The sequence below is a fragment of the Oxynema aestuarii AP17 genome, from assembly GCF_012295525.1.
Lineage (GTDB): Bacteria > Cyanobacteriota > Cyanobacteriia > Cyanobacteriales > Laspinemataceae > Oxynema > Oxynema aestuarii.
In genome coordinates this window covers 5218884-5241353 of the sequence record NZ_CP051167.1, presented here as the reverse complement: position 1 = coordinate 5241353, position 22470 = coordinate 5218884, and the positions used below count along the sequence as shown (strand labels likewise).

Below are 22470 nucleotides of genomic sequence, written 5' to 3'. Positions count from 1 at the left end.
TAAGGTTTGGTGGATCTCGATCTCTATTGGGAATTGGGCGATCGCACATTTCCTGCACTCGGCACTTCCTGACTGTGGGGAAACGGCCCCGGAGAAAAGACTTGCCCATCTGAGAACCCTACAAAAGCAATCTCTAGAACAGTTTACCGTGTTGGCCGAATGCTAAGGTGTTTCGTACAAGACCGAGAACCTTTTTACCTGGGACTCGGCGATCGCCGAGCCGCCGCAAGGCGAAAAAATCATCTAAAATTTAAAACAAAATCAGGTTTTATAAAGGCCGCATCATTATGAGTTCTCTGGTTGCACTAATTTTATTGGGCGTTTATGCCGTTGGCGGCTGGAAGTTCTGGAAAGGCTTCAACCGCACCAACTTTAGTGAAGGACGTCTCTATCTGACCCTGTTATGGCCGATGTTGATCGTCAATAAGTCCTATCGCAAGAATTTTAACAAGGCGCTCAAAGGTCGTTAACCCTCGGCGGCGATCGCCCTTGTCAAAGGCGTCCGCGCCCTTGTCCGCCCCGCGATCGCACTTCGTGGCGCAAATTTAATGGATTGCTCATGTCTGTACCTTCTGCTTTTCCCTCTCCCCACCGCGATCGCGCGGGCGCCAGTCCCTGGGAAACGGCGATCGCCCCCGTCGCCTTGCGCTACAACCGCGAGTATCGCGGCGAACCGTTCGACCTCCCGGAAGAAGTCGAAGCGATGCCGATCTTTCACGAACGCGCCTCGGGTCAACTGCAAGCTAAAATTACCTCGCCGTTCTGGGAACTGGTCAAACCGAAAAAAAACCAACACTGTCTCGATCTCGGTTGCGGCGTCGGCTTTTTAATCTACCCCTGGCGCGATTGGGGCGCGTATTTTTACGGTCGCGAAATTAGCAGCGTCGCTCGCGACGCGCTCAATGCTCGCGGTCCCCAGCTTAACTCCAAACTGTTTAAAGGCGTCCAATTGGGATCCGCCGATCGCCTCGACTACGGCGAGGAATCTTTCGACCTGGCGATCGCCACCGGATTTAGCTGTTACTATCCTCTCGATTATTGGGTCGAAGTCCTCTCCGAAGTCCGCCGCGTCCTCAAACCGGGAGCGCACTTTGTGTTCGACGTCGTCGATCCCGCTTCCCCCCTCGCCGAAAACTGGGCGATCCTAGAAACCTATCTCGGCGCCGAGGTCTTCCTCGAACCGATCGCCGCCTGGGAGCAATTGATTAAATCCTCCGGCGGCAAAATCCTCAAACGCCAACCCGGCGAATTATTTAATTTATACAAAATCAAGTTTCCCTCGTGAACTCCTCCGGGTACATCTGGCTCGTCGGCGGCACCCGCGAAAGTGCCGAACTCGCCCGCACCCTGCTCGCGCAAGGGATCGCGGCGATCGTCTCGGTGACCACGGAATCGGCCCGATCGCTCTATCCCCCAGATCCCGCCCTGTCCGTCTGGGTCGGCAAACTGGACCGCGACCGCCTGCCGCAGTTTCTCGGCGATCGCCGGATCCGCGCGATCGTCGATGCCTCCCATCCTCACGCCGTCGAAATCTCACAACTGGCGATCGCCGCCTCCCGGGAGTTTGCCCTCCCTTACCTGCGCTACGAACGCCCGGAAATCCCCGACCGGGAGGGCGATCGCGTCCAATACTTCGATTCTTTCGCCGCCCTCGTCGCCGGAGAAACCCTCGCCGGACACCGGGTTTTACTCACAATCGGCTATCGTTATTTATCGTTATTTCGTCCCTGGCAACGGCGATCGACCTTATTCGCCCGGATTTTACCCTCACAAACCGCCTTGCAAGCCGCCCTCGATGCCGGATTTACAGGCGATCGCCTCATCGCCCTGCGTCCGCCGATCTCCCTCGCATTAGAGCGCGCCCTCTGGCAGCAATGGCAGCTTACCGCCGTCGTCACCAAAGCCTCCGGATCCCCTGGCGGCGAGCATATCAAGCGCCAACTCGCCGCCGAATTGGGCATCGACCTGCTCGCGATCCGACGCCCCCAACTCGACTATCCCCAGCAAACCCAGACGATCGATCGCGCGATCGCCTTTTGTCACCACTATCGCTAATATCTTTCGCTTTTATCCTATTTCTATATAACTTTTTCTCCTTCCTCGACCGCGATCTCATCTAGAAATGTAAAATATTGTGAATATACGACCTTCTTTTCAAGAATCGTGAGACTATCGATAGGGGATCGTCGAACATCTCAATCAATTACCCATTGAACGATCGCGAGCAACGGGGAAAGTAGCGCGTCGCGATCGTGCCATACAATCAGCTCGATTCTATAAAAAACTCCCAAAAAAGCCTCTAAAATCCCAAAGGAGTCTCCCACCCTTGAGGTTTAATCCCAATTTTTGCCGCAATGAAAGCGAAGTTGAAAGTAAACTGATTGTCAGTTACTTATTGCCAAAATTAGGTTATCCTCCCGAAAGTTGGCATCAAGAAGTAACCTTCAGCAGCATTCGCCTCGACTTCTTAGCTTTCGCCACTCAAGCCATTCCCTTTGTCTTAAGTGCGGATTCCCCTCTGACTGTAGTCATGGAAGCCAAACATCCCCGGCAAAAACTCGATCGCCACGTCCGCAAATTCCGGCGATATTTAACCCAACTTCACGTTAAATACGGATTGCTAACCAATGGAAAACAACTCAGAATTTATCGACGGGACGGTACTCAAATTAAACTAGTTTTTCAATGTTCGGGAGATAAAATTGATGACAATTTCTCTATAATAGAGAGTTTAATCGGTCGCGATCGCCTCCAACAAGAACTTGACCCCAAAAGTGGCGATCGTCCCCCTCCGATCTCGTCTCATTCCATCGATCGTAGTTTATCAACGGAATTATCCGATTTAGAAACAACCCCTGTTCGAGAAATCCGCGATCGCTCACCTATCCCCGAGAGGACATCATCGATGAAAGTTATTGCCGTTTATCATAACAAAGGTGGCGTCGGAAAAACCACCGTTGTCGTCAACTTGGCGGCTGCCTTAAGAAAACAAGGTAAGCGAGTTTTAGTTATCGATATCGACAGTCAAGCGAACACCACCTTTGCTACCGGATTAATCAAATTTGACGATGAAGAATTCGACGACATTCGAGATAGTAATATCTTACACGTTTTACAGTCCGAAGAATATCATCCCATCGATGAAGTAGCCCGAACCTCCGAATTTTGTAGCCCGGAAATTGATGTTATTCCCGCCCATATTGATTTAATGCAATATGAAAGTGAATTAAATCAACTTGACTACAGCCGCTTGAGTCTGCTAGATAAGCTCGACTCCGTGCGCGATCGCTACGATATCGTTTTAATCGATACGCCCCCCTCCCTCAATCTTTACGCCAGAATTGCTTTAATTACTGCCGATTATGTAATGATTCCCTCCGATCTCAAACCCTTTTCTAATCAAGGGTTAAATAACGTTAAAGACTTGATCAAAAATGTCAACGGATTTCGCAAGCAACTCAGACGTGGCCCGGTCGAAATCTTAGGGATCTTACCCTGTAAAATCTCGACCAATGCACGGTTCATTCAATCAACTTTTCAAAAACGCCGGGAACTGATTCCCACTCGTTACGGACTGGAACTTCTCGACAGTACCATTTACGATCGCGACGACCTCGCTAAATGTTCCGAACAAGTGCAACTCGTCGGCGATTTAGAAATTGCTTGTCCGCGATCGGTTCTCGATTTTAAACCCGATTCGACCGCCGCCCAAGAATTTGAAGTTCTCGCCTTAGAAGTCTTAAATAAAACTGGATTAGCTTCATGAAAAAGCTGTTACCTTCTTTGATTGGCGTTAACAAGATTACCTCCAGCATCGATCGCGATCGCTTCCCCGCCGATAAAATAGATTATGCAGCCCATCTCAGCTTAGCTGCAAAGGGTTCGATCGCCCCTTTTGTCGTGCGTCGGACGGGGTTAAAATCCTTTGAAGTTATTGACGGACATTTTCAGTATTATGTAGCTGTAAGAGCAAAAGAAATCGACCCCCGTCAAGGGGAAATGGTCGGTGCTTTTGTAATCGAACCGGAGAACGAAGAAGCGTTACTCGAACAGGTTAAAGTTTTTCAAGAATATCGCGCAGAAACTAACGCCAACAATCCCGAGATCGCCCTCAATTCAACAAAAGATACAGAGATCGAAGATACAGCGATCGAATCCCATCAAATCACTGAATCTGTCGAAATTTCTAGTTCGATTGAAACCCTCGATCGCCATCTCGCCGAATTGGGTCAGTTACTTCGTACTTTCGACCTCAAATTTAGCCAGAAACTGGAAACGTGCGATCGCCGTTTGGAAAAATTGGAAAGTCAAGGAAATTTGAAGGCGATCGAAGTATTAATTGCCCGAGAATTTGACAAGTTTCGCCACGAATTGAACCCCCAACCCCGGCGATCGGTTGCCATTTCTTCCAATTCAAAGTATGCTGACTTAAAGGTTGATGAATTAAGAAAACTCGCCCGAAAACGAGGTTACTCCGGTTATTCCAGATTGAAAAAAGCCCAACTCATTGCTTTACTCGAACAGTCGGAGTCTAATTGAGATCGCCGATTCTCAGACACTGTTTATAAAGAAAATATCAAAAAATTTCGTAGGAGTTTGGTTACCAAACCCCTACGGGGTACAATAGACATGTTTATTTTATAAACAGTCTCTAAAATCTCCCTCAACTCTTCTGCTTCAAGTAATTCACCAACGCATATAATCCCAATCGATAACTGTCCGGTCCGAAACCACTAATTTGTCCCACAGCAACCGGGGCAATATAAGAATGGTGGCGAAATGGTTCTCGACGGTGAATATTACTCAAATGAACCTCTACCGTCGGTAAATTGACTCCGGCGATCGCATCTCGAATGGCTACACTGGTATGAGTATACGCCCCCGGATTGATCAAAATGCCGTCGTGTTTCCCCAAGGCGTCGTGAATCGCGTCAATCAAAACCCCCTCGTGATTGGATTGCAAGGTTTCGATTTTTGCCTCTAGGGTTTGGGCTTCTCGTTCTAATAAAGCCGTGATATCATCTAAAGTCGCCAAACCATAAACTCCTGGTTCTCTACGACCCAGGAGATTCAGGTTTGGTCCGTGCAAGACCAAAATATTCAACAATTAGACCCACTCCAGTTGATGGCTACAAATTAACCACGCCTTCTCGGTTCGCGAACGGGGATGGGAATCAGTTCGGGTTCCGGTTCGGGTTCTGGACCGAGAAGGGCATCGATAATCTTCTGCGCCCACTCTCTAAGCTTTTCGATAACTTTATCGATATAGTCCATTGAATAAACTAGCTCCTTCAGTCCAACCGTTACTGCGGCTGCTGTCCCGACGACGCATTGCGTTGTCCAGCGCAGGGGTTATTCGTTTAACTCGATCGTAACCAAATCCTCGGAAATGAGCAAGTCTACTGAGGGGATCGATCGCGTTTTCGAGTCTGGAGATCGCCGGAGATCGCGCGTCTTTGCGGTCTCGATCGAGGCTGGATCCCTTTAACCAAGCCAAATATAGGATAAATTTCGGAATCGCCGTTAAATGTTAACTTCATCTTAATAATTTTCGGCGGAGGCGATCGAGCGCACAACAGGCGCTGAAATGGCGAATTAAATCGCGATCGCGCAACGCCCCAAACTGATATTTAAAACTGTCCGCACTACCATCCGACCCCGCCAAACCGATATAGACCAAACCGACGGGTTTCGCTTCACTCCCGCCCCCCGGTCCGGCAATTCCGGTAATACTGACCCCCCAATCGGTCCCCAAGCGATCGCGCACCCCGCGCGCCATTTGCTCGGCGACCGTCGCACTCACCGCCCCCTCGCGCGCCAACACCGCCGGATCGACCCCTAGCAGGCCGATCTTGACTTGGTTATCGTAAGAAATGACTCCCCCCATAAAATAGCTCGAACTGCCCGCTACGGCGGTAATAAGCTGGCCTAAGCCGCCTCCCGTACAGGACTCGGCCACGGCGATCGTCTGACCGGACTCCAGGAGTAAGCGACCGACCACGGAAGCGAGGGTATCCTCGTCGCTACCGAAACAGTCCGATCCGGCAATTGCTTTAATCTGTTCGATAACCGGGGCGATCGCGCTTTGGGCTTCTTGAGGCGATCGGGCCCGGGCGGAAAGTCGCAATTTCACCTCGCCATTGCTGGCGTAAGGGGCCACCGTCGGATGACTTTGCTCGAAAAAACGGCTGACCTTCTCGGCGAGTTCCGATTCGGAAATCCCCCAAAACTTCAACACGCGACTGTAAATAATTTCCCGACCCCATCCGTGCTCTTTGAGGTAGGGAACCGCCGTTTCCTGCCACATCCGGTGCATTTCGCCGGGGACGCCGGGAAACGTCAGCAAAGTCAATCCCGGTTCCGGTTGCCAAATAATACCGGGTGCGGTTCCGGCCCGATTCGGTAAAATGTCCGCCCCGGCGGGAATTAAGGCTTGTTTGCGGTTACTCGGCGCCATTTTGCGCCCGCGTGCGGCATATTTAGCGGCGATATCTTCGAGAATTTCTGGTTTTTCGACTAAAGACACCCCGAAAAATTGGGCGAGGGTTTCGTGGGTCAGGTCGTCCGGAGTCGGGCCCAAGCCCCCTGTAAAAATGAGCAGTTGGGAGCCGCGATCGCGCGCGACTTGCAAGACCTGTTGAATCCGTTGCGGGTTATCTCCGACAACGGTTTGAAAGTAATGGGGAATGCCCAGACTGGCGAGTTCCCCGGCTAAAAATCGAGCGTTGCTGTTGAGAATATCGCCCAACAGCAACTCGGTACCCACACAAATAATTTCAGCACTCATGCACTCTTCCGTTCGAGAATTGGCGATCGAGTTCCGACAGCAAAAGCCGGGTTTGCTGCCATTGAAGACGGTTAGCGGACCGTTAGCGGGCGTGTTTCATCACTTTCCAACTCGTATAGCTCAACAGGGCCGTCGCCCCCAATGCGTAGGCGATCCCGCTAGGAATTCCGGCGAAAGCGAGGGCAATGCTGCCGACCCACAAGGTTAGGGAGTAAATGAACAAGACGGTCAGACGGTGGGAGAGTCCCGCCGCGAGTAAACGGTGGTGTAAGTGGCGTTTGTCGGCGGTGAAGGGCGATTTGCCGTTACGGAGGCGATCGACGATCACGGCGGACATATCCAATATGGGTACGGCGAGAATGATATACGGTAAAACGACTGCAGTGACTGCAGTCGTTTTGACTAAGCCGATCACCCCGACCCCCGCCAGGGTAAAACCGATATAGTAAGACCCGCCATCGCCCATAAAGATTTGAGCTGGGTTGAAGTTGTATCGCAAAAACCCGAGGGTTCCCCCGGCGAGGGCCGCCGCAATCAGGGCCGCCGCAGGTTGGTGCATGAATAAGCTCACCGTCAGCATGACCACGGCGGCAATCCCCGAGACCCCCGCCGCCAACCCATCTAAGCCGTCGATCCAGTTAATGGCGTTGGTCATGCCGACCAGCCAGACGATCGTGATCGGAAAACTGATCCAATCGGGTAAGGTGACCAATCCGGCGAAGGGAATACTGATAAATTCGATTTGAACGCCGACGTTCCAGGCGGCCCCGGCTACGATCCCTTGGAGGAACAAGCGCATAAAGGGGGACAGACCGAACAAGTCGTCGGCTAAGCCAATCAGAAAAAAGGCGAGTCCGCCAATGGTCACGCCCCAAATTTCGTATTCTTTGTCTGGGGGTAGGATGCCGAAGCCTCCAGTCCACCATACAATTAAAAGAGCGCTCAAGGCGCCTAAGAAGATGGACACTCCTCCCAAGCGTACCATCGGTTGGCTGTGGACTTTGCGACCTCCGGGCAGGTCTACGCGACCGCTTTTGAGGGCAATTTTTTTGACCCAAGGGGTCGTACACAAAACCACCACGGCTGAGACGATGAAGGCAACCAGATGGTAGAGGGAGACCAGATCGAACGGCTGGTAAGGCATCTGAACGAGATAGAGTGCAAGACAGACAGAACGTCTCGAACAACGTCTACCTACATTTACTACATTTCAGAACGAACTCAGCAAGGAAATTGGAATTAAAATGGGTTGGCGGGGGGGCGATCGCCGTTGGAATCTTTGAGTGCACTACGTTTGCAAAATCTCAAGTTGGCCAAATTCGCCGGATGACCCTTGCGGGTTCCAGGGGCGATCGCCCGGCGCTCTCGTTCTAGGCGATCGCGGTGACGGGTACGTTCAAGTGCGGGTAAAGCGGGAATTTCTCGCACAACTGGGCGACCCGACGGCGACAATCGGCGGCGATCGCCTCGTCTTCGGGATTTAAGAGGCAATCGGCGATGATATTGCCAATTTCGGTGAATTCCTCGGTTCCCATCCCCCGGCTGGTCATCGCGGGAGATCCCAGGCGCAAACCACTGGTGACAAAGGGCGATTCGGGATCGAAGGGAACGGTGTTTTTATTGGCGGTAATGTTGACCTGGCTGACGCGGCGATCGGCCTGTTTTCCGGTCATCGAAATCGATCGCAGATCCACTAACATCAGGTGATTGTCCGTACCGTCGGAAACGAGTTTGAAACCGCGCTGTTGCAGGGCTGCCGCTAAGGCTTTGGCGTTTTCAATCACTTGGCCGCTATAGGCTTTAAATTCCGGCTTGAGGGCTTCGCCGAAGGCGACGGCTTTGGCCGCAATCACGTGTTCGAGGGGACCGCCTTGGCTGCCGGGAAATACGGCTTTATCGAATTTTTTACCCAGTTCGGCGTCGTCGGTCAGGATTAGCCCGCCGCGCGGCCCGCGTAGGGTTTTGTGGGTGGTGGTGGTGACCACGTGGCAGTGGGGCAGGGGATTGGGGTGGTGTCCGGTGGCCACCAATCCGGCAATGTGGGCGATATCGGCCATCAAGTAGGCGCCCACTTCGTCGGCGATCGCCCGGAATTTCTCGAAGTCGATGACGCGCGGATAAGCGGAGTAACCGCAGATGATTAATTTCGGCTGGTGTTGTTTGGCTAATTCGCGGATGCGATCGTAATCGAGTTGCTCCGTTTCGGGACTGACCCCGTAATGCTCGACTTTAAACCACTTGCCAGACACGTTCACTGGGGAACCGTGGGTTAAATGACCCCCGTGGGACAAGTCCATCCCCATAATCGTATCGCCGGGTTGGAGCAAGGCCAGGAAGACCGCAAAGTTCGCTTGGGCTCCGGAGTGCGGTTGGACGTTGGCCCAAGCGGCCCCAAACAGCTCTTTGGCGCGATCGATCGCCAACTGTTCGATTCCGTCGATGTACTCGCACCCGCCATAGTAGCGTTTGCGGGGCAGTCCTTCGGCGTATTTATTGGTCAGCACGGAACCCTGAGCGGCCAAAACGGCGGCTGAGGTGAAGTTTTCACTGGCAATGAGCTCTAAGTGATCCCGTTGGCGTTGGAGTTCTTGTCCGATGAGTCCGGCAACGGTCGGATCGGTTTCGGCTAAAAAGTCTAAGTTACTTGAAGTCACAGATCGAACCTCTAACGGAGACATCAAACCCGCGCAAGCTGCCGTGGCAGTGGCGACGGGTGCAATTTAAAAGCAAATGTGGGGAGGAATCGGCAGCGTTGAAAAATTAAGTTGGTTTTGACAAAACCCCAATAACCCCAGGCTATCCATCATAACGCGATCGCGGGGCCGGATTGAAGGGGGACCCCTCGGGCTTTGGCCGTCGGCGCGATCGCCCGCCCCGAGAAAATTCGCGAAAATGAGACTGACGATACCGCAGCGATCGCCGCCAACAATATAACCTTCTATTGCAATTTGGGCGGCGTTCCCAAATTCGTGTCATAGAATGTCTTTGAGGGCGTTGGGGATCCCGAGGAGGTTTCAAATGCTGGTGATTTTAATGGACGATCGCGTACTGCCGTCCCGGCAAGTCTGTCAGACCTGTTTGCTCGCCGACCGCACGGGTCAGCCGCGCTGGCGTCCCGGTCAACTCTGCTGCGGCCACGCGATCCGCAAATCCGGCGAACGACAGGCAGAATGTTATCAGTGCGAAATGGGCTTTACCGTGGCTCATATCGAATAGTTGATTGGAATAATCGTGGGTTGGGCGATCGCGGTCGATCCGTTCCCTTTCCCAACTGCGCTATCCTGAGCTTATAAACTGTTAACCCGTTCACTCAGGAGAAGTTAACATGACTTGGCGCGGGACTACACCCATTTCCGACCGTATTTTTGCCTGTTTACCTTACTTACTTCCGGCGATCGAAGGGCTGCGCTTCGGTCGGTTTTTATTCGAGCAGTTTCCGCAGTTGCAAATTATTTTTATTCCCCTCTTACCTGTTATCCAACTGTACGAGAGCATTCCCTTTGCCGGACTGATTATTTTCTTCGTGCTGCTGTTTGCCGTGGTTAGAAATGAAAATATCAGTCATTTTATTCGCTTTAACACGATGCAAGCAATTTTATTAGACATCGTTGTGCTCTTATGCGGGTTGATTCTGCCGATTTTGGGCAACATGTTAGGGGCTTTGGCGATCGAAGCTCTCTTTAATACGGTCTTTTTAGGGATTTGGGTCGCTTTCATTTATGCCGTGGCGCAGTCGCTGATGGGTCGCTATGCCGAAATTCCGGCCATTTCCGATGCGGTTCACATGCAAGTGCGCTCTTAGCCGATTCTAGAGCCGACTAAGGTAAGCGTTGTTTGACCGTATTTTCTAAAACGCCGATTCCTTCGATGGAAATGCGGGTGCGATCGCCGATCGCGAGCGGACCGACCCCGCGCGGCGTTCCCGTCAACACTACATCCCCGGGGAGCAAGGTCATTACCTGGGAAATATACGACACTAAGACGTCCGGCGGAAAGACCATTTCATCGACTAGGGCCGACTGAACGGGTTGGGGGTCGTCGTTGAGAAAGGTCTGCAAGCGCGACCCGGGACTCAATTCGCGCACGATCCACGGGCCGAGGGGGCAGAAGGTATCGAATCCCTTGGCTCGCGTCCACTGTCCGTCCCGTTTTTGCAAATCTCTGGCGGTGACGTCGTTGGCGATCGTGTAGCCCCAGATTTTGGCGCCCGCTTCTTCCGGGCCGCACTGGACGCAGCGATCGCCGATCACCAGGGCTAATTCGCCTTCGTATTCCACCTGTTGCGATTGCGGTGGATAGGCGATCGCATCGCCGTGGGCGATCGCCGCACTTGGCGGTTTGAGAAACAGCAAGGGTTCCGACGGTACCGGGGTTCCCATTTCGGCGGCGTGATCGGTATAGTTTTTGCCCACCGCCACAATTTTCGAGGGCGCGCAAGGTGCCAGCAGCTTGTAACTGTCCGGAGGAAGCGATCGCTCGGTCGGTTGTCCTTTTAACCAGGGAGGAGCGTCGAGCAACTGAACGCTGCGGCTCAATTGCAGTAAACCGTAGTAAATCCGTCCTTCTGGAGTTTGGATGCGGACATAGCGCTGTGCCATAACGTTGACTTTTGCCCTCTTGTTGATAATTCAGTAGGTCGCTGGTGGTGGAGCCTCGGCAGCAGGAACGCCAAGGGTCGATCGCTGTCATCCCCTTGCGACCGACCGATCCCTCGCCGCGATCGCCACCGATCCGCCGAGTCCCGATCCTAAAGTTAATCGATCTCGAACGCGATCGGATAAAAATCGGCGGCGAACTGATACAATTGTTGTTTGTGCGGAAAATTGGCTGGCAACGGTCAATTAAATCCCAACTATTGTAATCCCTTGCTTCTTCTTTGGTGGGGGGAGCGCTCGCCCGAATCGAGAGTCGGCGTCCCCCCGCGTCACAGCCAAGGGTGAGAAGGAGCCATGCAGTCCATAAGGAGCCAACTTCGATGAAACAATTCATCTACGAAACGATGTACATCTTGCGCCCCGACCTCGGCGAAGAACTCACCGACCGGGCGATCGCGAAATACCAAGAGTTGCTGCGCGAACACGGGGCGACCAACGTGGAAACCCAACATCGCGGCAAACGCCGTCTCGCTTACGAGATCGACGACCATCGCGAAGGCATCTACGTCCAGATGAATTACGAATGCGATGGCTCTCCCGTGGCGACCTTAGAACGGATGATGCGTCTGAGTGAAGAAGTCATTCGTTACCTGACCGTCAAACAAGAAGTGCGCGAAAGCGAACCGGAAGAGGAAGCGGCTCCCGCTCAAGCGTAAAACGCCCTCGACAAGGCAGCGACTTGTCAGTCACCCCCGCCTCCCGGCACCGTGACTGTTGCTCGGATCGGGTTCGATCTCGGCAAATGCTGGCTCTTGTGTAAGTAAACGCTCTCAACCAGCTACCCGTACGGCAATTCCCATCACAATCCTATGACCTACGCAATTATCGAAACTGGCGGCAAGCAACTGCGCGTGGAACCCGGTCGGTTCTACGACATCGAACTGCTTCCCGTGGATCCCGAAGAAACGATCGCGATCGAAAAAGTTCTCCTCATCAGCCACGACGACACCGTAACCGTCGGTCAACCCTACATCGAAGGGGCCAGCGTCGAAGGGGAAGTCCTCCGACACCTGCGCGGTCCGAAGGTGATCGTCTACAAGATGAAGCCGAAGAAGAAAACCCGCAAAAAACGCGGTCACCGTCAAGAACTGACCCGCTTCATGATTAAATCGATCTCGATGAACGGTCAAGTTCTCGCGAGCGACGCGACCGAGACCGCCGACTCTCAAGAATCCGCCCCCGTTGCCTAATCGGCAGTAGCGATCGCCACTCCGATTGCGGCACAATAGACAATACTCAAGACCATCCCGAGGGAGGCACGCTTTCCCTAGCCTCTGCCTCCCGTTGCCCGCCGAGGAAAGCTGGCAACGTCGGTGAACTATCCCCAGACAAAAACGAGAAACAACTATGGCTCATAAGAAAGGAACGGGTAGCACTCGCAACGGTCGCGACTCTAACGCCCAGCGCTTGGGCGTCAAGCGCTACGGCGGTCAAGTCGTCAAAGCCGGAAACATCCTCATCCGCCAACGGGGAACCAAAGTTCACCCCGGTAATAATGTCGGACGGGGCAGCGACGATACCCTGTTTGCTCTGGTTGACGGCATCGTCACCTTTGAAAGAAAAGGCAAAAGCCGCAAAAAAGTAAGCGTCTATCCTTTAGAAGCTTAATTGGTAAAGATCGGCGGGGTTCAAACGGCTCGTCGTTCCCTCCGATTGTACGGATCCCGAGAAAGGCCCGCCACCCGGCGAGCCTTTCTGTTTTCAAACCGCCCCGGTCGGGCAGGCCATCCCCCCGGTTCGTGTAACAGAACGTAACGTTATCGGCGAACCGGGGGCGCGCCCAAGTTTTAGACTAAAATTTGAGATTTTCAATCGTTAACAAAACACCATGTTTCCAATTCATCGCCCTCGCCGCTTGCGTAGCCATCCCCAGCTTCGTCGGATGGTTCGCGAAAATATCGTTACCACCAACGATTTAATTTATCCCCTGTTTGCGGTACCGGGAGAAGGCATCGCCCAAGAAGTCAAATCGATGCCGGGAGTCTACCAACTCTCGATCGATAAAATTGTCGAAGAAGCAAAAGAAGTCTACGACTTAGGCATCCCGTCGATTATCTTATTCGGGATTCCCGACGACAAAGACGGGGAAGCTACGGGCGCGTGGCACGACTGCGGGATCGTCCAAAAAGCGACCACGGCGGTGAAAGAAGCCGTTCCCGATTTAATCGTCATGGTCGATACCTGCTTGTGCGAATACACCAATCACGGTCATTGCGGTTATTTAGAAGTTGGCGATCTGACGGGACGGGTTCTCAACGATCCGACGTTAGAACTCCTCGGCAAAACCGCCGTTTCCCAAGCGAAAGCCGGAGCCGATATTATCGCCCCTTCCGGGATGATGGACGGCTTCGTGCAGGCGATTCGCGCGGCGTTGGATAAGGCGGGTTATCAAGATTTGCCGATTATGTCTTATGCGGCGAAATATGCCTCGGCGTACTACGGCCCGTTCCGGGATGCGGCAGAGTCGGCGCCCCAATTTGGCGATCGCCGAACCTATCAGATGGACCCGGCGAACGGTCGCGAAGCGCTCAAAGAAATCGAACTCGATATTGCCGAAGGCGCGGACATGTTGATGGTCAAGCCGGCTTTGGCGTATATGGATATTATTTGGCGCGTTAAGGAAGCGACTCACTTACCCGTGGCTGCTTATAACGTTTCCGGAGAGTATTCAATGGTGAAGGCGGGAGCGCTCAACGGCTGGATCGACGAGGAAAAAGTGGTGATGGAGACGCTGACGGCGTTCAAGCGTTCCGGAGCCGATTTGATTTTGACCTATCACGCCAAAGATGCGGCGCGCTGGTTGGCGAATTAAACCGCTTCACGGCGCAGAGAATCGGGCGATCGCCGCTCCCAATTCACGGGCGATCGCCCCTCCAAACCTTTTACAACCCATCAAAAAATAGGCGGACAATTGCCCTCGTCCATGTCAAGAAAAATCGATAAAAACAAAAATAACGCTGGTCATTCCAGCCGTTTTATTATAAAAGTAAAGTAGTGATCTCTAAGATAAAACGATCCATTCAACTCGGAGCGATCGAAATTTGAGAAGTAGTCCCACTCACAAGATCGAGATTGTCAGACGATACCCGATTGCGGGCTAGCCCTCGGGGTTCGAGCTGTGTTGAGCGGCAAAATTCAAAGTATTTCTGACACAATTGTGCGATCCGAAAATCGAACGAGCATATTTCTCGCTCGTGCAGTTTGAAGCCATCGAACTGTAGGCGATCGCAACGCGACTTCGTTCGCTCGGCATCTCTAAAGGAGAAAGGAGTATCGCCCTTCCTAATTTTGAGTTCGACCGGTCTCGATTTTTCTTCATTCGATCCGCCATTTCAATCTACTCCAAGGTCAATTGAGCATGAATAGCACGATGGATTGCCGTCATATTCGCTTCAGCGATCGCAAAAGCGAGATCGACTTGCACGCCCTCAAATCCCTGTTCGAGATTACTGCATTTTGGGCGCGCGATCGCCAAGTCGAAGATCTGGCCGTCGCCATTACCCACAGCCATCCCGTGATTTCCGTTTGGGATCGAGACCGCTTGATCGGCTTCGCACGCGCCACCTCCGACGGCATTTACCGCGCCACCATCTGGGATGTCGTCATTCATCCGGAGTATCGCGGCGTCGGACTCGGCAGCAAATTGGTCGAAACCCTCGTCAGCCACCCGCACCTCAACCGCGTCGAACGAGTCTACCTCACCACCACCTACCAACAGCGTTTTTACGAGCGCATCGGCTTCGAGCCGAATTCGACCACGACGATGGTGTTATACAACGAGCCGCTCACGAGTCCGTCCCTGCCGTCGGAATCGCCCGTGGAATTAAGCATTGAAGCCGGGTAGCCCCCGGTGTGAGGCTCGCATCCCCGGAATCGGGGGCGGCGGACGCTGGCAGGGGTAAAATTTCCAGCTTTCCTGACATCAATTCCAACAGGGTGATGTCGAGCCACAAGTTCATCCCGGCAGACAGTTCCGGATCTTCCATTAACGAACAGTCCGCCGTTTGTTCTCGGTGCAGGAAGTCGATCGGCTCGCTCCAATATTCCAACGGCAAATAGGTATCGATCGCGATTTTCAGATCCCCGTGAGGCGCTTGAGGGCGATCGTCCCTGGCAGGCACCTCCTCGACACTGACCCGAATATCTCCCGGGGTGACCGGGGTAATCGCCATATCGATCGCGTTGACCAACACTTGCGTCAGCCAGTGGCGATCGGCGCGAACGTACCAATTCGGGTCACTTTCGCCAATTTTAAGGCCGATGTTACGGTTGGCCGCTTGAATTGCCGTTAACTCCCCTACTTTAGTCAGAATTTCCCCGAGGGGAACTACTTTGAGGGTCATGGGGGTACGACCTTCTTGGGTGCGGGCGACATCGAGAATGCGATCGAGAATTTCGATAATTTTGAGGGCCGAAGTGTTGGCTTTGCCCAAAAACTCCCGTTCTTCTTCGGGATTGTCGCACAACCCTTCGAGAATCAGTTGGTGGGAACCGATCAGACCGTTAATCGGCGCGCGCAATTCGTGGGAAACCCGGGAGAGGAATCCGGCACGAAATTGGCACATCTGCACGGCCATTTGATATTGCAATTGCAGGTGTTCGAGTTGTCGCACCAACGAGGCGCGATCCGCTTCGTCCTCGGGAGAAGATACATCTGCACTCGTGTCGCTTTCCGTCGCCTGTGGGCGCGACGTGACCCACCGATGTAAAGCCCAACCGATGCCTAGACCCGTGGCGAGATACAGCCAATTACTCCAGTTCATAAGCGCTTTTGAGTTAAGTGGGCAATTGTAAGTTGACCGAGCCTTGACGCAGGATTTCCCACCGATCGCCGATCCATTTGGCGACGGTAGAGGGTAAGCCACTGGCGGGGGGTAAAGGGCCGATCGCCTCGGGATCCAAGGTCAGTACGCCGTCAAAGGCGCGATCGATCTCCGCAAGCCGTTGTAAGGGCGGCTGACCGCTTAAATTAGCGCTGGTGGTGGCTAACGGTCCAGTTTGGGCGAGGATTTCGCGGGCGATCGCGCAATCGGGAACCCTCAGACCGATGGTAGACGGATCGAGGGGGTTCATCGCCCGGGGAACTGCCGCCGAGGCGGGCAGCACTAAGGTCAGCGCCCCGGGCCAGTATCGACGGGCGAGAGCCCGCCACGCTTCTAATTCGACGGCGGATCCGAGGACGTAAGGCATCAAGTCTTCGAGGCTGGCGCCCATTAAAATGAGGGGCTTGTCCGGGCTGCGCTGTTTGGCGGTAAAAATCAGCTCGGCGCGATCGCTGCGGGCCGCGAGGGCCGGAACGGTATCGGTGGGAAAACTGACGAGCTGTCCGGCGCGGGCGCCTGAAATTAAGGTGTCGGGGGAAACTAGGGTCATTGCTGTTGGCAGAGAGTCTCGGACAAGGGGCGATCGCCTGCGATCGCCTCGCAGTCGGAATCGGGATCGACAATTAGCGGCGATAGGCCAGAGCAAACCGCTCGATTCCCGCTAAATCCGAGAATATCTCAATTCCGGTATAACTTCCCTCAGTTTCAAGTAAATGGCGCGCGGACGACGCTTGTCCGGCCATCATCTCGAATAGGAGAATGCCGCCGGGAACGAGGTACGCCGGGGCGCCAGCAACGATCGCCCGAATGCAATCCAAACCGTCGGCACCGCCATCGAGGGCCTGTCGCGGCTCGTGTTCGGCGACTTCCGGCTGCAGTTCGGCGATTTGGGTGCTGGGAATGTAGGGGGGATTGGACACGATGCCACTGAGTTGACCGCCCATGGAGGCGAGGGGTTCAAACCAAGAACCACAATAAAAGAGAATGCGATCGCCCAATCCCGCACGGCGGGCATTCTCCCGGGCGATCGCCAAAGCTGACTCGCTGATATCGACTGCATGAATCGTGGCATTTGTCAAGAGGTCGGCCATCCCCAAGGCGATCGCGCCGCTTCCCGTGCCGAGATCGGCCCAATGTCCTGCGGCTAACTCCTCCTGCGGTCGCGGGGAATGGGCGATCGCCCGCGCCACCAAATCGATCGCATATTCGGTTTCCGGACGGGGAATCAAGACTTCCGGGGAGACCCGCACGGAAAAATTACGCCAGGGGGTGACGCCGACGAGGTACTGTACCGGACGGTGTTCTTCCAAACGAGCGCGCCACAGCTCGTTCAATTGGGCCAGAGAGTAGCCGATGGGAAGCTGCGATCGCGTTTTGTAACTACCCAAGCGCAACGCCAAGGGATCCAAACCCGCAACTTCTTGTAACAGCCAGTCGAGTTCTTCCGGCGGAACCCCCGCGTCAATTGCCTGCGCGCGTGCTTGTTCTCGCCACTGCCACAATTCGATCCCCGAAATCACCATGCACCCTCCCTCTCAACCCGGTTCGACCTCGTGAGTTCTGATTGTACGGGGTCGCCGCAGCGAAACACAATCGTCCCCCATCCCGCAACTCGATTACTGTCCGGGAGTGGCTCCATTCCCCGGTGCGGTTTGGGGGAGCGATCGCAAAAATTCGATCGACTCGCGCGGGGGAACGAAAATAATTTTATTCACTTGCGGGTCGTCGCTGGTTTCTAACAAGTCGATCACCCCTTCCAAGTTCACCACTTCAATATCCACAGAAGCGGTTAAATCCGGTTGTTTTTCTTGGAAACGGCTGAGCATTCCTTGCAGTTCTTCTTTGTTGAAAAACAAAGGAATGACCTGCTCGTTGCCCCTTTGGATGGTCAAATAGCCGTTATCGGGCCCCCCGGTAGCTAAAAAGAGGGGAACGCCGTTGAATTGTTGGACGCTGCTATCTTCTTCGCGCAACACCGCCAGGGCCGATTGGACTTGCTCCTGGACGGGAACGAAGGTAAATTCTAGATTTTCCGGGTTTTGTTCGCTTTGCAGGGCTAATTCGTAGACTTCCGCCAGAGACACGGGAACCACGCGCACGTTGGCGCCGAGTTGGGGGTCTTCTTGTTTGAGTCGTTCGACAAACGCTTGGGCGTCTTCCCGGGAGATAAACACCCCAGCGACGGAGCTTTGACCTTCGCGGTTGGGGTCGGACGCGACCAAGGGCGAACCGTCGGCGTCGGTGACCGTAAACACGGGAACTGGGAGTAATTTTCTAACAATTTGATCTTGTGGCAGGGCTAAGGCCATCCGATTATTTAAGAAGGGGGACGGTCCTAAGATGACCGTACCGACAACTCCTAAGATTGCGCCCCAACGCAGCAATAAGTTCATAATTCCACCTAATTTCAACACTAACGGCAATCAGTCGGTCGGATCCAAATATGAATGGATTGGAACGGACAGGGGTTTAGATTTCTATACAAGGGCGATCGGTTCGACTCCGCGAAGTCTAACGAGTGACGGCAAAATGTTTGCAGTTGTGGCGCGTCTCGGGTGGGAACCGATCTGAGTTCGTGGCGATCGCGTTCTACTGAATAACCCAGAGGACTCCATCGATCGTGTTAAAGTTTCCTAACCGCAAGCTAGAACGCTATCTTAACATCGCGCTCAAGTTAGGGTTCGGGTGGATGGGGAAGAACGGAGCGCAATCCCCTCGGTAAAAATAAGGGATGGAGCCGATCGCCCCTCCCTTCTTATCTAGCTTATAGATCGGATCGGGATGACAGGATTTGAACCTGCGACATCCTGCTCCCAAAGCAGGCGCGCTACCAAGCTGCGCTACATCCCGTGAAGTCGTTTTTCATTATAACCTAGATTGTCGGCAAAATCGCGATCGCCCCGGACGAGATTCACTCGGGGAGCGAAAGCGCTATCGTGCGAGGGATTGACGGTTCGGCGATCGCCAAATCGATCGATTTTTTTGGCATTGCGGCGGCATTCCAGGCAAAAATAAAGATCTGTACTTCTATTGTCCGATTCACTATTTGAGCTGCATCGATGAAACCCTATCTAGCTGCCGCGATTCAAATGACGAGCGTACCTGACTTGGCGAAAAACCTAGCCGAGGCGGAAGAACTGATCGACTTGGCGGTTCGTCAGGGGGCCGAGTTAGTCGCTTTACCGGAAAATTTCCCGTTTTTGGGGGAAGAAGAAGAAAAAGTCGCTCGCGCCGAAGAAATTTCCAGCGCCAGCCAAAAGTTTCTCAAAACGATGGCGCAACGCTATCAAGTCGCTTTACTCGGCGGTGGTTTTCCCGTCCCGGTAGAAACGGGGAAAGTGTTGAATACGGCGGTGATTGTCGAACCGAGTGGCGTAGAAGTGGCGCGCTATAACAAGGTCCATTTATTCGACGTTAATTTACCCGACGGCAATACTTATCAAGAGTCGAGTACGGTGGAAGCGGGCGATCGCCTGCCTGCGGTTTACCCGTCGGAAACTTGGGGAAATCTGGGGTTGTCGGTGTGTTACGACGTTCGTTTTCCCGAACTTTACCGCCATCTTTCTCGCCAGGGGGCGCACGTGCTGTTCGTTCCCGCCGCCTTTACCGCCTATACGGGAAAAGACCACTGGCAAATTCTCTTACAAGCGCGGGCGATCGAAAATACCTGTTACGTGGTGGCTCCGGCGCAAACGGGGCGCCACTACGGACGTCGCCAATCTCACGGACACGCGGCGATCGTCGATCCGTGGGGAATGATTTTAGCCGATGCCGGGGATAAGCCGGGGGTGGCGATCGCGGAAATCAATCCTTCGCGATTGGAACAAGTGCGCCGCCAAATGCCTTCTTTGGAACATCGCGTGTTTGCCTGAGCTGGGGCAACGTGAAACCGACGGGAAGGGGCGATCCGCCTAAAGCTATACGCGAACGCGCGGGCTAATTCCCCGAATGGGACGCGGGCGATCGCGTAGGGTCTCCCCAGGAGAATCGCCCCTCTAAAAAGGCGGTGGCGGCGTCCCACGCTAACGGCGGCGCAAACCAATTTCCCTGCATCAAATCGCAGTCCCAACTTTGCAATAAGGCTTGCTGTTCGCGGGTTTCGACCCCTTGGGCGATCGCGGTTAAATTCAAGCCTTTCGCCAGGGCGATCGTCGCTTTGGCGATCGCGGCGTTATTCTGACTGGCAATTAAATCCCCAATTAAGGAGCGATCGATTTTTAAGGTATTAAATCGGACTTGTTTTAAATCGGCGAGGGCCGAATATCCCGTGCCAAAATTATCCAAGCACAAGCGCACGCCCAATTCTTTTAATTGCTGTAAGTGACGGCTGGTGAGTTCTAAATCTTCGTGAATCAGACTTTCTTTAATCTCTAATTCCAAATAGCGGGGGTCGAGATCGTGTTCGGCGAGGAGGTCGTCTAAAATCTGTACGAAATCCGGTTGTCGAAACAGTCGTTTGGACAGATTCACCCCGATTCCCAAGTCTTCAAATCCTGAATTTTGCCATTGTTTGGTTTGGCGACAGGCTTCGCCGAGGACCCAGCGATCGATATTGGCGAGCAAGCCGTTTTCCTCGGCGAGGGGAATAAACTCTTTAGGAGAAATCAGGTGACCGTCGGGATGCTGCCACCTGACGAGGGTTTCCATCCCGACGACGCGATCTCGGCGCACGTCGATTTGCGGTTGGTAGTGCACCAGCAATTCCCGCCGTTCTAAGGCGCGGTACAGCCGATTTTCGAGGGCCAACCGTTGCGAGGCTTCCGTACTCATCGCCCGGTTGTAAATTTGGTAGCCGTTGCGCCCTTGTTGTTTGACGCGATAGAGAGCCGTATCCGCATGGTGAATCAGGCTGTGGCTGTCGGTTCCGTGGGTGGGATAAAGGGCGATACCGATGCTGCAATCGATCTGATATTCTCGCTCTTCGAGGATGTAAGGCTCGCCGAAGGCATCGAGCAATCTCTGGGCGATTTGCAGCGCATCCCGAGAACAGGAGAGTTTCGGCAGCAAGATTGCGAATTCGTCTCCCCCCCAACGGGCCACGGTGTCCCCGGTTCTCACTTGCGATCGCAGCCGTTGGGCGACACTTTGCAAGAGGCGATCGCCGACGGCGTGACCGAGGGTGTCGTTAATCGCTTTGAACCGATCTAAGTCGAGAAAGCCGACGGCGAGCATTTCTGCTTCTGCTTCCGCATCGGCGAGGTTCGCCGCGAGTCGTTCTTCAAACAATCGCCGATTCGGCAACCCGGTAAGGAGATCGTGAGAGGCTTGGTAGCGAATTTCGGCTTCGACTCGTTGGCGGTCGGTAATGTCGCGAAAACTCCAAACGCGACCGTGAATATCCGAACCCATCCACTGCGGTCGGGAGTGACATTCAAAAATCCGCCCGTCGTCGAGTTCGAGAATGTCGTAACTCTCGCGCTCGCGTTCGCCGTATAATTGCCGGATTTTGGTTAAAAATACTTCTGGATGTTGCAGTTTTCGCCGCGCGAACGCCAACTCGCGATCGTTCTCGCCGTTGGGGGCGATCGTCGCTGGCGAGATCTGCCACATTTTCATAAACTGCTGGTTGAAATCTAAAATATTCCCTTTGAGATCGGTGACTAAAATCCCGTCGGCGGTCGCTTCAAAGGTCGCTTTTAATTTAGAAAGGGATTCTTCTAAGACTCGGTGCTTTTGACTGAGTTCTTGGCTGCGTTTTTTGGCATTAAATAAGGCCAGTTTTTGGCCTTGCAGCAATAAGAGAAAGTCGGTGACGGGATCGTGCAGGGCAAAATCGCTCAAGCGCAAGCCCAAGCCTTTGAGGGCTTTGAAGTCGGCGATCGCGGGAGTACCGAGAAAAAAGGCGATCTGTTCTGACTCGACGCAAACCATTTGCCCTTTTAATCTCATCTTGTTCTCGATGCTTTCGAGTACGTAGAGGGCGTGGGTGGCTCGACAAATCTGCGCGTAATCCCAGTTGACTTGCGGGCGGGCAATCCGAAAGTGTGGCTGGATCGGCGCCCCGATACTCAGTCGGGGGTGAACTCGGGCGAGGGCTTCTCCCATCTGGACGATCTTTCCCTCGCCGTTAAAGGCTAAATGAAAGGGAAAGACTTTGGCGAACAGTTCGGGAGACAGGCTGAAGGAAGGAGGAACGATCGCGGAAATATCGGAGTGTAAACGCAATGGCAAATTCATAAAAATTGATATTCCAGAGTAGATTCAA

Annotated in this window: 25 protein-coding genes and 1 tRNA gene; 13 read left to right on the top strand and 13 right to left on the bottom strand. The window is 53.6% G+C overall.

Annotation, left to right across the window (positions count from 1 at the left end):
- The first annotated feature begins 287 nt into the window (after positions 1–287).
- The 5 genes from HCG48_RS21040 to HCG48_RS21020 all read left to right on the top strand — a co-directional run bounded on the left by HCG48_RS21040 (position 288) and on the right by HCG48_RS21020 (position 4539).
- Positions 288–470, top strand: a complete 183-nt coding sequence (locus HCG48_RS21040; protein WP_168570921.1) for a hypothetical protein — start codon at positions 288–290, stop codon at positions 468–470.
- Between the two features lie 89 nt (positions 471–559).
- Positions 560–1285 carry a class I SAM-dependent methyltransferase gene (locus HCG48_RS21035; protein ID WP_168570920.1) on the top strand — a complete coding sequence of 242 codons (726 nt, stop codon included), beginning with the start codon at positions 560–562 and terminating at the stop codon, positions 1283–1285.
- Positions 1282–2055 carry a cobalt-precorrin-6A reductase gene (locus tag HCG48_RS21030; RefSeq protein WP_168570919.1) on the top strand — a complete coding sequence of 258 codons (774 nt, stop codon included), beginning with the start codon at positions 1282–1284 and terminating at the stop codon, positions 2053–2055. Before HCG48_RS21035 ends, HCG48_RS21030 begins: the two co-directional genes overlap by 4 nt.
- Positions 2056–2326: 271 nt before the next feature.
- Complete coding sequence (locus HCG48_RS21025; protein ID WP_168570918.1) at positions 2327–3766, top strand: AAA family ATPase; 1440 nt, start codon at positions 2327–2329, stop codon at positions 3764–3766.
- A complete protein-coding gene (locus HCG48_RS21020; RefSeq protein ID WP_168570917.1) occupies positions 3763–4539 on the top strand; it encodes a hypothetical protein in 777 nt (258 codons plus the stop codon). The genes HCG48_RS21025 and HCG48_RS21020 overlap by 4 nt, the downstream gene beginning before the upstream one ends.
- 124 nt (positions 4540–4663) lie before the next feature.
- Here HCG48_RS21020 and aroQ read toward each other — a convergent pair whose 3' ends face one another.
- The 6 genes from aroQ to glyA all read right to left on the bottom strand — a co-directional run bounded on the left by aroQ (position 4664) and on the right by glyA (position 9441).
- A complete protein-coding gene (aroQ, locus tag HCG48_RS21015; protein WP_168570916.1) occupies positions 4664–5107 on the bottom strand; it encodes a type II 3-dehydroquinate dehydratase in 444 nt (147 codons plus the stop codon).
- A gap of 29 nt (positions 5108–5136) precedes the next feature.
- Complete coding sequence (locus HCG48_RS21010) at positions 5137–5274, bottom strand: hypothetical protein (RefSeq protein ID WP_168570915.1); 138 nt, start codon at positions 5272–5274, stop codon at positions 5137–5139.
- A 262-nt stretch (positions 5275–5536) separates the two neighbouring features.
- Entirely contained in the window at positions 5537–6787 is a 1251-nt protein-coding gene (locus tag HCG48_RS21005; RefSeq protein WP_168570914.1) for a competence/damage-inducible protein A, read from the bottom strand.
- 82 nt (positions 6788–6869) lie between these two features.
- On the bottom strand, positions 6870–7931 hold the full coding sequence (locus tag HCG48_RS21000) for a glycosyltransferase family 4 protein (RefSeq protein WP_168570913.1): 1062 nt from the start codon (positions 7929–7931) through the stop codon (positions 6870–6872).
- Positions 7932–8026: 95 nt separating this feature from the next.
- Complete coding sequence (locus HCG48_RS20995) at positions 8027–8215, bottom strand: hypothetical protein (RefSeq protein ID WP_168570912.1); 189 nt, start codon at positions 8213–8215, stop codon at positions 8027–8029.
- Positions 8158–9441 carry a serine hydroxymethyltransferase gene (gene glyA / locus HCG48_RS20990; protein ID WP_168570911.1) on the bottom strand — a complete coding sequence of 428 codons (1284 nt, stop codon included), beginning with the start codon at positions 9439–9441 and terminating at the stop codon, positions 8158–8160. Before glyA ends, HCG48_RS20995 begins: the two co-directional genes overlap by 58 nt.
- A 364-nt stretch (positions 9442–9805) precedes the next feature.
- Between glyA and HCG48_RS20985 the strand changes: the two genes are divergently transcribed.
- Both HCG48_RS20985 and HCG48_RS20980 read left to right on the top strand, forming a co-directional pair.
- The gene (locus HCG48_RS20985; RefSeq protein ID WP_168570910.1) at positions 9806–10003 is read left to right on the top strand and encodes a hypothetical protein; all 198 of its coding nucleotides are present in this window, start codon (positions 9806–9808) and stop codon (positions 10001–10003) included.
- A gap of 109 nt (positions 10004–10112) precedes the next feature.
- Positions 10113–10589 (top strand): Tic20 family protein, encoded by a 477-nt coding sequence (locus HCG48_RS20980; protein WP_168570909.1) that lies wholly within the window; start codon positions 10113–10115, stop codon positions 10587–10589.
- A 16-nt stretch (positions 10590–10605) separates the two neighbouring features.
- Here HCG48_RS20980 and HCG48_RS20975 read toward each other — a convergent pair whose 3' ends face one another.
- On the bottom strand, positions 10606–11385 hold the full coding sequence (locus HCG48_RS20975; protein WP_168570908.1) for a fumarylacetoacetate hydrolase family protein: 780 nt from the start codon (positions 11383–11385) through the stop codon (positions 10606–10608).
- Between the two features lie 377 nt (positions 11386–11762).
- Here HCG48_RS20975 and rpsF point away from each other — a divergent pair, with 377 nt between their 5' ends.
- The 5 genes from rpsF to HCG48_RS20950 all read left to right on the top strand — a co-directional run bounded on the left by rpsF (position 11763) and on the right by HCG48_RS20950 (position 15286).
- Complete coding sequence (rpsF, locus tag HCG48_RS20970) at positions 11763–12098, top strand: 30S ribosomal protein S6 (protein WP_168570907.1); 336 nt, start codon at positions 11763–11765, stop codon at positions 12096–12098.
- A 153-nt stretch (positions 12099–12251) separates the two neighbouring features.
- Positions 12252–12632, top strand: a complete 381-nt coding sequence (gene rplU / locus HCG48_RS20965; RefSeq protein ID WP_168570906.1) for a 50S ribosomal protein L21 — start codon at positions 12252–12254, stop codon at positions 12630–12632.
- 157 nt (positions 12633–12789) lie between these two features.
- Positions 12790–13050 (top strand): 50S ribosomal protein L27, encoded by a 261-nt coding sequence (rpmA, locus tag HCG48_RS20960; RefSeq protein ID WP_168570905.1) that lies wholly within the window; start codon positions 12790–12792, stop codon positions 13048–13050.
- Positions 13051–13270: 220 nt separating this feature from the next.
- The gene (hemB, locus tag HCG48_RS20955) at positions 13271–14254 is read left to right on the top strand and encodes a porphobilinogen synthase (protein WP_168570904.1); all 984 of its coding nucleotides are present in this window, start codon (positions 13271–13273) and stop codon (positions 14252–14254) included.
- Positions 14255–14800: 546 nt separating this feature from the next.
- A complete protein-coding gene (locus HCG48_RS20950) occupies positions 14801–15286 on the top strand; it encodes a GNAT family N-acetyltransferase (protein WP_320415748.1) in 486 nt (161 codons plus the stop codon).
- Here the strand turns inward: HCG48_RS20950 and HCG48_RS20945 are convergent.
- The 5 genes from HCG48_RS20945 to HCG48_RS20925 all read right to left on the bottom strand — a co-directional run bounded on the left by HCG48_RS20945 (position 15228) and on the right by HCG48_RS20925 (position 19115).
- Entirely contained in the window at positions 15228–16205 is a 978-nt protein-coding gene (locus tag HCG48_RS20945) for a sensor histidine kinase (protein ID WP_168570903.1), read from the bottom strand. The two genes, HCG48_RS20950 and HCG48_RS20945, sit on opposite strands and share 59 nt — an antisense overlap.
- Before the next feature lie 13 nt (positions 16206–16218).
- On the bottom strand, positions 16219–16815 hold the full coding sequence (locus HCG48_RS20940) for an L-threonylcarbamoyladenylate synthase (protein ID WP_168570902.1): 597 nt from the start codon (positions 16813–16815) through the stop codon (positions 16219–16221).
- Between the two features lie 73 nt (positions 16816–16888).
- Positions 16889–17788 carry a peptide chain release factor N(5)-glutamine methyltransferase gene (prmC, locus tag HCG48_RS20935; RefSeq protein ID WP_168570901.1) on the bottom strand — a complete coding sequence of 300 codons (900 nt, stop codon included), beginning with the start codon at positions 17786–17788 and terminating at the stop codon, positions 16889–16891.
- Between the two features lie 93 nt (positions 17789–17881).
- Positions 17882–18658: a Tic22 family protein gene (locus HCG48_RS20930; RefSeq protein ID WP_168570900.1), complete on the bottom strand. Its 777-nt coding sequence runs from the start codon at positions 18656–18658 to the stop codon at positions 17882–17884.
- A gap of 383 nt (positions 18659–19041) precedes the next feature.
- A tRNA-Pro gene (locus tag HCG48_RS20925) sits at positions 19042–19115 on the bottom strand.
- A 209-nt stretch (positions 19116–19324) separates the two neighbouring features.
- Here HCG48_RS20925 and HCG48_RS20920 point away from each other — a divergent pair.
- Positions 19325–20137, top strand: a complete 813-nt coding sequence (locus tag HCG48_RS20920; protein ID WP_168570899.1) for a carbon-nitrogen hydrolase family protein — start codon at positions 19325–19327, stop codon at positions 20135–20137.
- Between the two features lie 64 nt (positions 20138–20201).
- On the opposite strand, the gene HCG48_RS20915 is transcribed toward HCG48_RS20920, so the two are convergent.
- Positions 20202–22442, bottom strand: a complete 2241-nt coding sequence (locus HCG48_RS20915; protein ID WP_168570898.1) for an EAL domain-containing protein — start codon at positions 22440–22442, stop codon at positions 20202–20204.
- Positions 22443–22470: the final 28 nt, after the last annotated feature.